Genomic DNA, 15,339 nt, shown 5'->3' on the forward strand with positions numbered 1-15,339 from the left:
GAGCGCGTCATGTCCCTGCGAATGCTTCGTATGCACATCCATCCTCGCGCCGCCTTCATGGCGCGGGGCGTCGGCAAGCCACCGCGTGCCTCCGACGTTATCCTCGGCATGACGCTGGTCTTGCTGTCGGTCGGGCTCGCCGCCCTTGTCCTCACAAACCTGTTCGCGGCGGCCTGACCGGCCGAAGCGCGGCAGGCAGACACCCCGCTGGAGACTCCCATGAGCCAGTCAAAATCCGTGAGCATCATAGATGCCCGCATCCTCGTTCCCGCCCTCGGCGACGCTTTCAAGAAGCTCGACCCGAGGAGCCTCGCCAGAAACCCGGTCATGTTCGTCGTCGCCGTCGTGTCGGCCCTGACGACGGTCCTGTTCCTGCGCGACCTCGTCACCGGCGGCGCCAGCCTCGGCTTCTCCTTCCAGATCGTGCTGTGGCTGTGGTTCACGGTTCTTTTCGCCAATTTCGCCGAAGCCGTGGCCGAGGGCCGCGGCAAGGCGCAGGCCGAATCGCTGCGCAAGACGCGTACCGAGACCCAGGCCAAGCTGTTGCCCAACGGCGACCGCGCCAGCTTCAAGCTGGTGCCCGGCACGAGCCTCAAGGTCGGCGACGTTGTCCTGGTCGAGGCCGGCGACATCATTCCGTCGGATGGCGAGGTGATCGAGGGCGTGGCCTCCGTCAACGAGGCGGCGATCACCGGTGAATCCGCGCCGGTCATCCGCGAATCCGGCGGCGACCGTTCGGCCGTCACGGGCGGCACGCAGGTTCTGTCCGACTGGATCCGCGTGCGCATCACGGCGGCGGCTGGCTCGACCTTCATCGACCGCATGATCGCGCTCGTCGAAGGCGCCGAGCGGCAGAAGACCCCGAACGAGATCGCGCTCAACATCCTGCTTGCCGGCATGACGCTGATCTTCGTGCTCGCCACGGCGACCATCCCGAGCTTTGCCTCCTATGCCGGCGGCTACATTCCGGTCATCGTGCTGGTGGCGCTGTTCGTCACGCTGATCCCGACCACCATCGGCGCGCTGCTGTCGGCCATCGGTATCGCCGGCATGGACCGGCTGGTGCGCTTTAATGTGCTCGCCATGTCGGGCCGCGCCGTCGAGGCGGCGGGCGACGTCGATACGCTGCTGCTCGACAAGACCGGCACGATCACGCTCGGCAACCGCCAAGCGACGGAACTGCGGCCTGTGAAAGGCGTCCAGGAACAGGAACTGGCTGACGCCGCGCAGCTTGCCTCGCTTGCCGACGAGACGCCGGAAGGCCGCTCCATCGTCGTGCTGGCGAAGGAAAAATACGGCATCCGCGCCCGTGACATGCAAAGCCTGCACGCGATTTTTGTGCCGTTCACCGCGCAGAGCCGCATGAGCGGCGTCGACTTCGACGGTTCGGTCATCCGCAAGGGCGCCGTCGATGCCGTCCTCAAATATGTCGACGAGACGACCATCGCTACCGGCAGCGCCAGGGCGAGCGCCGAAACGATCCGCGAGATCCAGTCCATCGCCGACGAGATCGCCAAGGCGGGCGGTACGCCGCTGGCGGTGGTGCGCGACGGCCGGCTGCTCGGCGTCGTGCATCTCAAGGACATCGTCAAGGGCGGCATCAAGGAGCGCTTCGCCGAACTGCGCCGCATGGGCATCCGCACGGTGATGATCACCGGCGACAATCCGATGACGGCGGCGGCTATCGCGGCCGAAGCCGGCGTCGACGATTTCCTCGCCCAGGCGACACCCGAGAACAAGCTGTCGCTGATCCGCGAGGAGCAGGCCAAGGGCAAGCTGGTCGCGATGTGCGGCGACGGCACCAACGACGCTCCAGCTCTGGCTCAAGCCGATGTCGGCGTCGCCATGAACACCGGCACGGTGGCTGCGCGAGAGGCCGGCAACATGGTGGATCTGGACAGCGACCCGACGAAGCTGATCGAGATCGTCGAGATCGGCAAGCAATTGCTGATGACCCGCGGCGCGCTGACGACGTTCTCCATCGCCAACGACATCGCCAAATATTTCGCCATCATCCCGGCGATGTTTTTGGCCTTCTATCCGCAGCTCGGCGCGCTCAACATCATGGGCCTCGCCACGCCGCAAAGCGCCATCCTGTCGGCGATCATCTTCAATGCGCTGATCATCGTGGCGCTGATCCCACTGTCGCTGAAAGGCGTCAAATACCGGGCGATCGGCGCCGGCGCGCTGCTGTCTCGCAACCTCCTCGTCTACGGGCTGGGCGGCATCATCGTGCCCTTCGTCGGCATCAAGGCGATCGACATCGCCATCACCGCCCTCGGCCTTGCTTAAGGAACAACTCCCATGTTGAAACAATTGAGACCTGCCATCGTCATGATCGTCATGCTTACGGTCATAACGGGCCTCGTCTATCCCCTCGGCATGACCGGTGTCGCCCAGGCGATCTTTCCGAAACAGGCCAATGGCAGCCTGATCGAAAAGAACGGCCAGGTGATCGGCTCGGAACTGATCGGCCAGGCCTTTACCGGCGACAAGTATTTCCACGGCCGGCCTTCCGCTGCCGGTGATGGCTACAACGCCGCCGCTTCCAGCGGCTCCAACCTCGGGCCGACCAACCCGAAACTGATCGACCGCATCAAGGCTGACGCCGAGAAGCTCAAGGCCGAGAATCCGGGCGCCCCGGTGCCGATGGATCTGGTCACGACCTCCGGCAGCGGTCTCGACCCGCACATCTCGCCGGAAGCTGCCTATTTCCAGGTGCCGCGTGTCGCCAAGGCGCGGGGGATTGACGAGGCCGCGGTGAAGGCGCTGGTTGAAAGCCATGTGCAGGGGCCGGAGCTTGGCTTCATGGGTGAGCCCGTCGTAAATGTGCTGGAGTTGAATCTAGCACTCGATGGTGCGAGCAATTCCTGAAAGATCAAGGTTGACTAGTTCGCGTCTTTCGCCCCCTCCACCGCCTTCGGCGGTCGTCCTTCGGACTCCCCGTAAACGGGGGAGGATCAGCCCTGTGGCCGGCCGCGACCTCGGATCCTCCCCTGCGAAGCGGGGGAGGGGGACCACGCGCAGCGTGGTGGAGGGGGCGTTCCTCACGGGCGCCGGGCCGGAGCCCTCTCATGCCTGACGACAGCCGCGATAGCGAGGCAAGACCGTCGCCGGATGCGCTGCTGGAAAACGCCGAGCGCGAGGCGCGCGGCCGGCTGAAGATCTTCCTCGGCGCCGCGCCCGGCGTCGGCAAGACCTACGAAATGCTGATGTCCGGCCGGGCGCGCAAGGCCGACGGCGTCGACGTTGTGATCGGCGTCGTCGAGACGCACGGCCGCAAGGAGACCGGGGCGCTCGTCGAAGGTTTCGAGGTCGTCCCCCGCAAGACGATCGACCACAAGGGCCATGCGCTCGACGAGATGGACATAGACGCCATCCTGGCGCGCCGGCCGGCGCTCGTGCTGGTCGATGAACTGGCGCACACCAACGCCACGGGCAGCCGCCATCCCAAACGTTATCTCGACGTTCAGGAACTGCTGTCGCGCGGCATCGACGTCTACACGACGCTGAACATCCAGCATGTCGAGAGCCTGAACGACGTGGTGGCGCAGATCACGCGGGTCAGGGTGCGCGAGACCGTGCCCGACTCGATCATCGACATGGCCGACGACGTCGAGGTGATCGACCTGACGCCGGGTGACCTGATCCGACGGCTGAACGAAGGCAAGGTCTATCTGCCGACGACGGCCAAGCATGCGATTGAGAACTATTTTTCGCCCGGCAATCTGACGGCGCTGCGCGAACTGGCGCTGCGGCGCACCGCGCAGCGCGTCGACGAGCAACTGCTCAGCCACATGCAGACGCACGCCATCCAGGGTCCCTGGGCGGCGGGGGACCGGGTTCTGGTCTGCATCGACGAACACCGGCGCGGCCCGTCGCTCGTACGTTACGCGCGCCGGCAGGCGGATCGCCTGCGCGCACCGTGGACGGCGCTGCATATCGAGACGTCGCGATCGGCGGGCCTGTCCGAGGCCGACAAGGACAGGCTGGCGGAAACGCTGCGCCTCGCCGAACAGTTGAGCGGTGAGGCCGTCACGCTGCCCGGCCAGCATGTCGCGGCCGACATCGTGCGCTACGCGGAAGCCAACAATTTCACCCACATCGTCGTCGGCAAGCCGAACAAGCCGCGCTGGCGGGAAGTGTTCGAAGGGTCGATCGCGCACGATCTTATCCGCCAGGCCGGCGACATCAGCGTGCATGTGATTTCCGGCAACGAACGGGACGCGCCGGGCGGGCGGGGGATCGCACTGGCCGACGAGCGCCAGTTCCAGATCGAGCCCTATATCCACAGCCTCGTCTATGTGGCGGGCGCCATTGGTTTCGGAGCGCTGCTGCACCGGGTGCTCGACGTCCGCAATATCGCGCTGGTCTTCTTGATGGCGGTGCTGACTTCCGCGGTCACGGCGGGCCTGTGGCCGGCGCTGTTCGCTTCGGTCGTCGGGGCGCTGGCCTATAATTTCTTCTTCCTGGACCCGCTCTACACGCTGGATATCGGCGACCCTGAAAGCGTCGTCGCCTTCGTCTTCTTCCTCTGCGTGGCGGTCGTCGCCAGCAACCTGACGGCGCGTGTCCAGCGCCAGGCGGCGACGGCCCGGCTTCGCGCCCGAATGACAGAGGACCTTTATCTGTTCTCGAAGAAGCTGGCGGGAACCGGTACGCTCGACGATGTGCTGTGGGCTACGGCCTTCCAGATCGCGTCCATGCTGAAGGTGAGGGTGGTTCTGCTGCTGCCCGAGGCCGGCACCATCGCGGTCAAGGCCGGCTATCCGCCCGACGACACGCTGGTCGACGCCGACATCGCGGCGGCGCGCTGGGCGTGGGAGCATGACCGTCCCGCCGGGCGGGGCGCCGATACGCTGCCGGGGGCAAAACGGCTTTACCTTCCCCTGAAGACCGGCCGCACCCCGATCGGCGTCGTCGGCCTCGACAACGACAGGCAGGGCCCGCTGCTGACGCCGGAGCAGCAGCGCCTGTTCGATGCGCTGGCCGACCAAGCCGCACTAGCTATCGAGCGGGTCCAGCTCGTGGCGGACGTCGACCGGGCGCGGCTCGCGGCAGAGGCCGACCGATTGCGCTCGGCGCTTCTGACCTCGATCTCGCACGATCTGAAGACGCCGCTCGCGGCGATCATGGGCGCGGCTGGCACGCTGCGCGAGTTTTCACCGTCGCTTGACGAGAAGGATAGCGCGGAACTGCTTTCGACAGTCCTAGACGAATCGGAACGGCTGAACCGCTTCATCGCCAATCTGCTCGACATGACCAGGATTGAATCCGGCGCGATCGAGCCGAACCGCGCGCTTCACTATGTCGGCGACATCGTCGGCAGCGCTCTGCGCCGGGCAGCAAAAATCACGGCGCATCACCGGACCGAAGTCGACCTGCGGCCCGACCTGCCGATGCTGAGGCTCGACCCGGTGCTGTTCGAGCAGGTGCTGTTCAACCTGGTCGACAACGCCGCCAAATACGCTCCGGCGGAGTCGGTGATCCGCATCCGGGGCTGGACCGATGGTGCATCGGTGATGCTGCAGATCGCCGACGAGGGACCGGGCATCCCGCCCGACGATCTGGAGCGGGTGTTCGACACGTTCTACCGCGTCCGCAAAACCGATCAATTGCGGGCCGGAACCGGGCTCGGCCTGTCGATCTGCCGGGGTTTCGTCGAGGCGATGGGTGGAACGATCTCCGCCGCCAACAGGAGCGACCGCACGGGGGCCGTGTTCACGATCAGGATGCCCGTGCCGGCCGAGGCGCAAACCCTTAAAGGGCTGAAATGACCAGTTCCACCGTCAAGATATTGGTCGTCGACGACGAACCGCCGATCAGGAAACTGCTGCGCGTCGGGTTCGGCACCGAGGGCTATACGGTCATCGAAGCCGCCAATGCGCGCGACGCGGCCGATCTTGCCCGCGACGAGCACCCCGACCTGATCCTGCTCGACCTCGGCCTGCCCGACATGCCGGGCCACGCGCTGCTGGAGAAATGGCGGGCGGAGATGCTGGACCTGCCGATCGTCGTGCTCTCCAGCCGCACCGACGAGGCCGGCATTGTCCGGGCATTGGAACTCGGCGCCGACGACTATGTGACGAAACCGTTCGGCATGAAGGAACTGATCGCGCGAATCCGCGTCGCCTTGCGCCACAAGCTCCAGCAGCATGGCGAGCGGCCGGTGTTCCAGACAGGCGAGCTTTCCGTCGACCTGGTCAAGCGCATCGTCAAGGTGGCCGGCAACGAGATCAAATTGTCGCCGAAGGAATACGACATATTGCGGGTGCTGGTTCAGCATGCGGGAAAAGTGCTGACGCACCGCTTCCTGCTGGAGCATGTGTGGGGCGGCTCGACCGACGTACAATATCTGCGCGTCTATGTCCGGCAGCTCAGGCAGAAGATCGAGAAGACGCCCGACCAGCCGCAATACATCACCACCGAGACTGGCGTCGGCTACCGGTTGCGCGTCGATTGATGCCGGTGGGTTCGAAGCCGATCCGGGGCAATCGGAGCGTCCTGGGGCGATGCACAATAGTCACGCAGACTATCGGCCCGCCCCCGGCACCGTTATGATCGCCATCCAGCAGCCGGGAGGTGCGACATGGACTTTCTGACCTTCAAGGATTCGACCGCGAAAGCGGAGCCGCCGGATGGTCTGACCGCCGCCCTGCGGGCGCTATGGTGGGATGCGAAGGGCGACTGGCACAAGGCGCACGAGCACGCCCAGGAACATGACGACCAGCCGGGCACCCGCGTTCACGCCTACCTCCACCGCAAGGAGGGCGACCAGTCGAATGCCGAATACTGGTATCGCCGCGCCAAAACCCCGCCGTCGACCCAGTCCCTTGACGGCGAATGGGAAGAACTGGTGCGGGCGTTCCTGCCGAGGGGCTGATACCGGAGGCGCTTGAAAGGCCGCGCGCTGGCATCGCCGCGCGTTAGGCGGTATGTGCGCAGGCAGCGTTCAACGGGCTTTTCGTCGCATGCAACCAGGGCCGCTCGACCATCCCCGCTACCGGGTGATCCCTCGCGATTCCCAAAAACTCGTCATCTTCTTTTCCGGCACCGGGGTCGAGGACCACGTCTTCCACTGGTGGAACATGGGCCAGCGTATCGCGGCAAACGTCATCCATGTGAACAACGGCCGCAACGAATGGTACATGCGAGGCGTCCCCGGCCTCGGCGGCTCCTATGAGGAGACGGTCGCCGGTTTCCGCGCCTGGGCCGATGCGCTGGGAGCGACCGACATCTACACATGCGGCGGCTCTATGGGTGGCTCAGGGGCGCTGCTATACGGCGTACCGCTCTGCGCGCGCGTGCTGGGCCTGGGGTTCGAAACGCACCTGAACTTTCCGTGGAGCAACGTCCAGCGGCTGATGGTGCGGGATTTTACCCCGGACTTCACGGATTTCCGGCCCCTCGCGGCAGAGGCCAGTCGGCGCATCGTCGTCTACGCCGGCGAGAGCGAGCCGGTCGATCTTGCCGCCGCCGCCCACATCGCCGATCTGCCGATGGTCGAGACGACCACGATGCGCGGCGTCGCGCATGGCCCGCCCGCATATCTCAGCGATCACGGACTGCTGGATGCCGTCTTCGACGCGTTCCTGAACGACCAGCCCATGCCGGAATTGCCCAACGCAGGTAAGGGGCTGCTGTCGGGATTTCCGGACGTGCTCTACGCGGCGTATTGCGCCGACAAGGAACGGCGATGGGCAGACATGGAGCGGATCGCCAACACGGCCGTCGAACTCTACCCGGCATCGGAGTACGCCACGATGCTTGTCGGCAAGGCGCTGCTCCAGCGCCGGCAGGTGAAGACTGCGCTGGAGGTGCTGGCCAGGGCGGTTGCCCTCGACCCGGAATTCCGCAAGGCGCGGTTTCTTCTTGCCTCCGCCCTCGAAAAGTCGGGCGACCTCGGCAGCGCGGTGGCCATTCACAAGGCCATCCTGGCACGTTGGCCGGAGTACGGACTGTCCCATCATGGCCTCGGCCGGATCTACGCGCGCAAGAACAGTTTGAGGGCGGCGGTTCGCTGCCTTGAGCGCGCCGTCGAGTTCGAGCCTCATCGGCCGAACTTCAAGTCTCTGCTCGAAAGTGTAAGAAGCCGGCTCGCGCCCGCCCGGTAGCGCTTCGGCAATTGAATGATCCTGTGCCTGAGGACGAGAATGACAGCGCTCCCCTCGGGTGGCGCTGGTCGCCGGAAAGCTTCGCACGGCTGGCCGAATCGCCCGCCTTGACGCGCCAGGCGTTGGCGATGTCGCCTGAATTCCGGCCTCGTCCGTTATCGAATTGTTCATCTAGCCGCATCGTTTCATCGACCGAATCGGCAGATTCATCGAGTAGCGCGTGATCTTCACGAGGTTGCACACGTAATAGCATATGCGGCGTTGCCGTGCGCATGGACTCGAGGCGGGGAGGCGGACATGGCCAAGGAAATCGACCTGCGCGGAGCGGGTCCGTCGTGGAGGCCTGCGCTCCGGGACATCCTTCGCGATGTCGTCCACCCAGCATGGTTGCCATTTTCGGGCGCACACGGTTCTGGTGTCTGCCATCGAGACGAAGCCGGTGATGCAAAAAACCGTTCATCCGCGAACGGCGAGGCCACAACACTCACCGGCCGCAATGCCTTGCACGTCCTGATCGTATCGGCCCTCGGCCTTTGCGGCGCGGCCATGGCCAGCCAGGCGCAGGCAAGCTGCAGCGGCGCGGCAAGCCAGGACCTTGGGGAGGGCAGCTATGGATATACATGGTCCATCTGCAATGGCGCCGCCGGCACCGACAGCAGCGGCGAGAAAGACGGCGCAGGCGGAGACACCATAAACGTCACCACCGAGGGAACCTACGCGACCAGTGCCGGCGTTCCTCCTTACAGCCTGCCAGGAGACGCTGTCGGCGGCGTCATCATGACCTACAGCCGCGGTGGCGACGGGGTCGACGAGGGCAACGCGGGTTACGGCGGCAGCGTGTCGGTCGTCAGCCACAACAGCATCACCGTCAGCGGCACGGGGAATTCCGGCTACCTCGGCAGCATGATCTCCGCCTACTCCTGGGGCGGCAATGGCGATTCCGACAATGACAACAACGATTCGGATGGCGGCAACGGTGGCGCGGGCAATACGATAAACGTCATTAACTACGGCACGTTGACCATCGACGGAACGGTTTCGCCCCTGAGCAGCGGCATGTATGGCATCAACGCGGTGAGCGGCGGCGGCACCGGCGGCGAGCAGAACAATTCTGCTTCGGGCCTTGGCGATCAGGTCGGCGGAGATGGCGGGTCGTCGGGCTCCGTCACCGTCACCAACTCGGGCACGATCAACATCGGCAGCACGTCGAGCCGCATGACGGGCAATGCCTCGGGCGCCGGCATCTACGCCGATTCGGGCGGCGGCGCCGGCGGCGTCCACAATGGCGGCGCCGGCAGCGGCGCTTCGGTGACCGTCCAGCATTATGGCCAGATCAACAACGTCTGGAACACGACGCAGGGCGGCGGCGATATTTTTGGAATCCACGCGCGCAGCATCGGCGGCATCGGCACGGCTTCCATCGACAACAGCGATGACGGCGGCCAGGGCGGGAGCGCCTCGACGGTGACAGTCACGGCGACCGGCGGCATCCTGCTGGATGTCAGCGGCGATTTTACGGGCGGCGGCGCGGCCATCGCGGCTAGGAGCGTGGGCGAAAAGGGAGGAGACGGTCCTCCCGATGATCATTCCGGCGGCAATGGCGGATCCGGCGGCTCGGCCACGGTCACGTTGCAGGGCCCGAACGGCAGCATCACGACCAACGGCAACAATCTCTATGGCATCCTGACCCAGAGCCTGGGCGGCCAGGGCGGTGATGGCAGCGATGACACGGCATTGGCCGGTACGGGCGGCGGCGGCGGTTTCGGCGGCAATGGCGGCGCGGTGACGGTTACCACCGACGCCGGCACCTTCATCACCACGACCGGCGACTATTCCGCCGGCATTGTCGCGCATTCGGTCGGCGGAGGTGGCGGCACGGGGGGCGACTTCACCAGCGTGCTCGGCGGCCAGGCCGGCAATGGCGGCAATGGCGGCAACGCCGGGACCGCGACCATAACCAGCGCCGGCACCATCACGACCTCCGGAGATCATGCCTATGGCGTGCTGGCCCAGTCGATCGCCGGCAGCGGCGGCACCGGCGGCGTCGAAACCGGCGGCGTGGTCGCGCTCGGCGGCGACGGCGCCGGCGGCGGCACGGCCGGCGAGGCGATTGTCCGCAACAGCGGCGACATCACCACCGACGGCTACAGCGCCCACGGCATCGTCGTCCAGTCGATCGGCGGCGGCGGTGGTGCTGCGGGATCGGCCAGCGGCCTGATGAGCGTCGGCGGCGACGCCGCCGGTACCACCACATCGAACGGCGGCGAGATCGTCGCATCCAACATCGGCACCATCCTGACTTCGGGCGACGCGGCGATCGGCCTGCTGGCGCAGTCGATCGGCGGCGGCGGCGGCACCGGCGGCGACAGCGACGGCATCGCCGGTGTTGGCGGCAAAGGTTCTGCCGGGGGCGACGGCTCGACCGTCAAGATTACCGATCTCGGCGCCATCGAAACCGCCGGGGATTTTGCTTACGGCGTTCTCGCCCAGTCGGTGGGCGGTGGCGGCGGCAATGGCGGCGACGTCCTGACGATTTCCACCATCGCCTCGATCGGCGTGGGCGGCAGCGCCGCCGGCGGTGGCGCTGGCGGCGGCGTGTGCATCGACAACACCGGGACCAGTTGCAGCGACACCAGCGGACCGGCCGGCGCCCCCGCGACGGTCGTCACGCATGGGGACTACGCCGCTGGCATGATCGCGCAATCGGTGGGCGGCGGCGGCGGCAATGGCGGCAGCGTCCAGAATTACAGCCTGGCCTCGTTCCTGGCGCTGCAGGTCGGCGGCAACGGCGGCGGTGGAGGGTTCGGCAACGACGTGACCATACGCCAGAACGACCTGACGCTCGCCACCAGCGGCGCCCATGCCATCGGGGTGCTGGCGCAGGCGATCGGCGGCGGCGGCGGCAATGGCGGCGATGCCTCCTACTTCGACGCCACCATCGGCTTCAATGCCGCGGTGATCGTCGGCGGCGGCGGCGGCAGCGGCGGCTTCAGCGGTAACGCGACGATAGATCTCGCCAATTCGACGATCATCACCGGAGCGCCGGACGGCAGCGACCCCGCGACCTTCGCTCCCAACGATTCCTTCGGCATCCTGGCGCAGTCCATCGGCGGCGGTGGCGGCAACGGCGGCAGCACCAGCGCCAAGGATTTCGTTGTCGCGGCACCGACCGGCACCGGCGTGCCTGTGGCCTTCAACTACCAGGCGGCCGTCGGCGGCAATGGCGGCAATGGCGGCGGCGGTTGCTATCTCTCCACGCCGTGCGCGGTATCGGTGTCGCTGACGGACGGCACGTCCGTCACCACGCTGGGCGACGGCTCCCATGCGGTGGTGGCCCAGGCGATCGGTGGCGGCGGCGGCAACGGTGGCGATTCCTCCGTGCTCTCGACCACGCTCGGCGACAAGGACACGGTCGAACTGACCGCTGGCGTCTCGCTGGGCGGCGGTGTCGGCAATCTGCTGCCGGGCTACGATTTTTCCAGCTCGAACGGCGGCTGGGCCGGCGTGGTCAACGTCACGCTCGGCGATCCCGACGGCACGGCGGTGAGTTCCCCGCCCTCGCTGGAAGCGCCGCCTTCCACCATCCGCACCTATGGCGACTACGCCAACGGCGTGGTGGCGCAGTCGATCGGCGGCGGCGGCGGCAATGCCGGCATCGGCGCCAGCAACGTCTATTCGCAGGGCGGCGTCGTCAGCATCAAGGCGTCGATCGGGCTCGGCGGGGTTGGCGGGCCGGGCGGCGGGAGCAGTCTTGTCACCGTCACCCAGAACCGCGGCCACGCGATCGAGACCTACGGCTCAGGCTCGCGCGGCATCGTCGCGCAGTCGATCGGCGGTGGCGGCGGTACGTCGCAGGGCGGCACGCTGTATCTGGCGGGCGGCGTTGAAGGATATGACGGGCGGCTCACCGTCGGCGTCGGCATGACCGGCGGTTCGGGCGGTGACAGCGGCGGCGTGACCGCGACCACGGCCGGAACGATTGTGACCACGGGCGGCGATGCCGACGGCGTGCTTCTTCAGGCGATCGGCGGCGGCGGCGGGCTCGGCGGATCGCTGGGAGCCGACGCCTCGTCGCACGCGATCCTCGACCGCATCGGCCTCTTCGAGGACAACAAGAACCGGCTCGGCGATGGCGGCGCCTACACCTTGACCGTCGATGTCGGCGGCCATGGCGGCAGCGGCGGCCATGGCGGCGCGATCAATCTCGATCACATCGGCCAGATCGACACCAGCGGCGACTGGGCCGACGGCATCGTGGCCCAGTCGATCGGCGGCGGCGGTGGCGCCGGCGGCTCCTCCAGCGCATCCGGCAGCAAGGTCACCGCCACCATAGCCGTCAGCGTCGGCGGTAAGGGCGGATCCGGCGGCGACGGCGGGGAAATCGACGTAAATTTTGACGGGGATGACGACAATCATATCAACACCGCCGGCTACTCGGCAAACGCCGTCGTCCTCCAGTCGATCGGCGGCGGCGGCGGTACCGGGGGCGACGGATCCGACAAGTCCAGCGGCACCATCACCGTTGGCGGCTCGGCCGGCGGCACGGGAGGCACGGCCGGCGACGGCGGCACGATCAATGTCAAGTCCGCAAGCTGGCTCACGGCGCAGACCAAGGGGGACGATTCGATCGGTATTCTCGCCCAGTCGATCGGCGGCGGCGGTGGCATCGGCGGCGCCGGCAACAGCAGCGGGCAGGCGGAAGTCGACAGCTATGACATCGCCGTGGTCGTCGGCGGCCAGGGCGGCGTATCGGGCGACGGCGGCACCATCGGCCTGAGCACCGGCACCGCCATGAATACTTATGGCGACCGGGCCTATGGCATCCTTGCCCAGTCGATCGGCGGCGGCGGCGGCATCGGCGGCGCAGGGTCGGCCGACAATCTCGCCAGCGTGGTGCTTGGCGGCCAGGGAGGTGTCTCCGGCAACGGCAGTTCGGTGTCGGTGGACATTGCCGCCGGCAGTTCCCTGAACACGCGGGGCGCCGGCGCCCATGCGATCGTCGCGCAGTCCATCGGCGGCGGCGGCGGCATCGGCGGCGATGCTTCGGGCGGCATTCTGTCGACGTCGCCGATCATGAATGCGCCCGGCGGGAATAGCGGCAACGGTAACCTGGTCGACGTCTCGGTCGACGCCAACATCACCACCAGCGGCGCCAACGCCTTCGGCATCCTGGCGCAATCGATCGGCGGCGGCGGCGGCTTCGGCGGCGACCAGTCGGGCGGCTTCGCCGGCAACACGTCGTCAAACGCTGACGGGACGGGCAGCACGGTGACCGTAAGCCAGACCGGTACGATCGATGCGACCGGCGCGGGCTCGGTCGGCATTTTCGCGCAGAGCCAGGGCACAATAGACCAGCAAGCGGTGACCGTGAATGTCAATGGCGCGGTTGCCGGCGGCAGCGGCGACCTCGGCGCCGGCATCTGGATCGCGGCCGGCAAGAACAACGTGGTGACGGTGAGCACAGGCGGCAGCGTCTCGGCGGCCTCCGGCACCGCAATCCGTTTTGACGGCGATGCTTCGACTTCCTACGGCAGCCTGCTGACCGTCAACAACTCCGGGACCATCACCGGCAACATGCTGCTGAACAACACGGATGGCAACAACGCCGGCACCATCAACAATTCTGGCACGATCAATCCGGCCGCGGCTTCCGCTACAGCCGCGTCGGCCGTCGCTGCCGCGCCCGCCACCGCCGGCACGCTGGTCGGGGCCTCGCTCTACGAGGCGAACGTCGTCAATGGCGGGACCCTCATCGTCGGACATGGCGGCAAGATCGACAGCACCGAGATCACCGGCGATTTTGCCCAGTCGACGGGGGGATCGCTTCAACTCGATCTCGATATGGCGTCCGGCAAATCGGACCGTTTAGTGGTGCGCGGCGATGCGGCGCTCGGCGGCACGCTGGACATCGATGCGACAAGCCTGCTGCCGGGGAAAGATCTCGTCTTCCTTACCGTCGAAGGTGCTGCGACGGGCGAGTTGGAGACCGCCGACAACCTCGCCTTCGACTTCGATATTGCCAGGGCCGGGCAGGATTATCGCCTTTCGGCCTCGGCCGACTTCGACCGCGTCGGCCTCGACAAACGCACCGACGCGATTGCCGAGCATCTCCAGGACATCTGGGAGGCCGACGGCAATGACGATTTCGGCGGCCTGTTCGCCGACCTCTATGACGGCGCCGGCGAGGGCGCGGATGCCTACAAGACGATGCTGGCCGGGCTGCTGCCCGGCGTCAGCCTCGCGCCGGCCGCCCGCTTTCAGCAGACGATCATCGGCTTCAACGATTCGCTGATGAGTTGCCCGAAAACCTCCGCCGGCGACCTGATGCTCGGCGAGACAAGCTGCGTCTGGGCCGACATCAGCGGCGGCCGCTTCGACCAGAACGGCTCGTCGGGCTACAGCGACGACACGATCAGCTACCGCATGGGCACGCAGGTTGATCTGGCGCCCGGCTGGTTCCTCGGTCTCGCCGGCGCCTACGAGCATAGCCGCATAGACGGCGACGACGGACTGGTCAGCGGCTCCGGCGACGCCGGTTTCCTCGGGGCGGCACTGAAGCGCGAGGTCGGCCCCTGGCTGTTCGCCGGTGTCATCAGCGGCAGCTACGGCAATTTCGACATGCGCCGGCGCACCGGCATAGCCGGCTTCCCCGACGCCGAAAGCTCGCCCGACGTCTATGGCGGCGCGCTGCGCTTCCGCGTCGCCCGCACCTTTGCCGGCGCCGACTATTACGTGAAGCCGTATCTCGACCTCGACGCCGTCTATGCCCGCATGTCCGGCTATACCGAAAGCGGCGGCGGCGTGGCCGGCCTGCAGGTCGACGAAAGCGACCAGTTCGCCTTCGTCGCCTCGCCGATGATCGAGATCGGCGGCAGCATGCCCCTGGGCGACAGCTACATGCTGCGGCCCTACGCCTATGTCGGCGCCAGCTTCTCGACGGCGGACGACTGGACGGCGGATGCAAGGCTTGCCGGCGCGCCGGCGGGCGTCGGCATGTTCGAGGCGTCGCTGCCGATCGATCAGACGATGTTCAAGGTCGGCGCGGGGCTGCATCTCAGCAAGGTCGGCGGCATGGATGTCGAACTGCAATATGCAGGCGCGTTCTCTGGCGACACCGCCAGCAACTCCGGCATGCTGCGCCTCAACGTGCCGTTCTGAGACGGTGCCCCGGTGGCTGGCCGGGGTGTGGAATAAACCAGGATCGAAGGGCGCTAAGGCACGCAAC

Annotated in this window: 8 protein-coding genes; all 8 read left to right on the forward strand. The window is 66.8% G+C overall.

Translation table 11 applies throughout. From position 1 onward, the window contains the following. Window positions 1-9 precede the first annotated feature (9 nt). Entirely contained in the window at window positions 10-177 is a 168-nt protein-coding gene (locus ACSBOB_RS10145) for a hypothetical protein (protein ID WP_442582273.1), read from the forward strand. A 42-nt stretch (window positions 178-219) separates the two neighbouring features. Then, window positions 220-2,292: a potassium-transporting ATPase subunit KdpB gene (gene kdpB, locus ACSBOB_RS10150; RefSeq protein WP_442582274.1), complete on the forward strand. Its 2,073-nt coding sequence runs from the start codon at window positions 220-222 to the stop codon at window positions 2,290-2,292. Window positions 2,293-2,304: 12 nt separating this feature from the next. After that, window positions 2,305-2,874, forward strand: a complete 570-nt coding sequence (kdpC, locus tag ACSBOB_RS10155) for a potassium-transporting ATPase subunit KdpC (protein WP_442582275.1) — start codon at window positions 2,305-2,307, stop codon at window positions 2,872-2,874. A 200-nt stretch (window positions 2,875-3,074) separates the two neighbouring features. Then, window positions 3,075-5,777, forward strand: coding sequence for a DUF4118 domain-containing protein (locus tag ACSBOB_RS10160; protein ID WP_442582276.1), 2,703 nt, complete (start codon window positions 3,075-3,077; stop codon window positions 5,775-5,777). Then, the gene (locus tag ACSBOB_RS10165; RefSeq protein ID WP_442582277.1) at window positions 5,774-6,463 is read left to right on the forward strand and encodes a response regulator transcription factor; all 690 of its coding nucleotides are present in this window, start codon (window positions 5,774-5,776) and stop codon (window positions 6,461-6,463) included. Before ACSBOB_RS10160 ends, ACSBOB_RS10165 begins: the two co-directional genes overlap by 4 nt. A 126-nt stretch (window positions 6,464-6,589) precedes the next feature. Then, entirely contained in the window at window positions 6,590-6,883 is a 294-nt protein-coding gene (locus ACSBOB_RS10170; RefSeq protein WP_442582278.1) for a hypothetical protein, read from the forward strand. A gap of 88 nt (window positions 6,884-6,971) precedes the next feature. Then, window positions 6,972-8,114: a tetratricopeptide repeat protein gene (locus ACSBOB_RS10175; protein ID WP_442582279.1), complete on the forward strand. Its 1,143-nt coding sequence runs from the start codon at window positions 6,972-6,974 to the stop codon at window positions 8,112-8,114. Window positions 8,115-8,615: 501 nt separating this feature from the next. Beyond that, a complete protein-coding gene (locus tag ACSBOB_RS10180) occupies window positions 8,616-15,272 on the forward strand; it encodes an autotransporter outer membrane beta-barrel domain-containing protein (protein WP_442582280.1) in 6,657 nt (2,218 codons plus the stop codon). Window positions 15,273-15,339 lie beyond the last annotated feature (67 nt).

The organism is Mesorhizobium sp. KACC 23794, from assembly GCF_052180275.1.
In the GTDB taxonomy this organism is placed as follows: Bacteria; Pseudomonadota; Alphaproteobacteria; order Rhizobiales; family Rhizobiaceae; genus Kumtagia.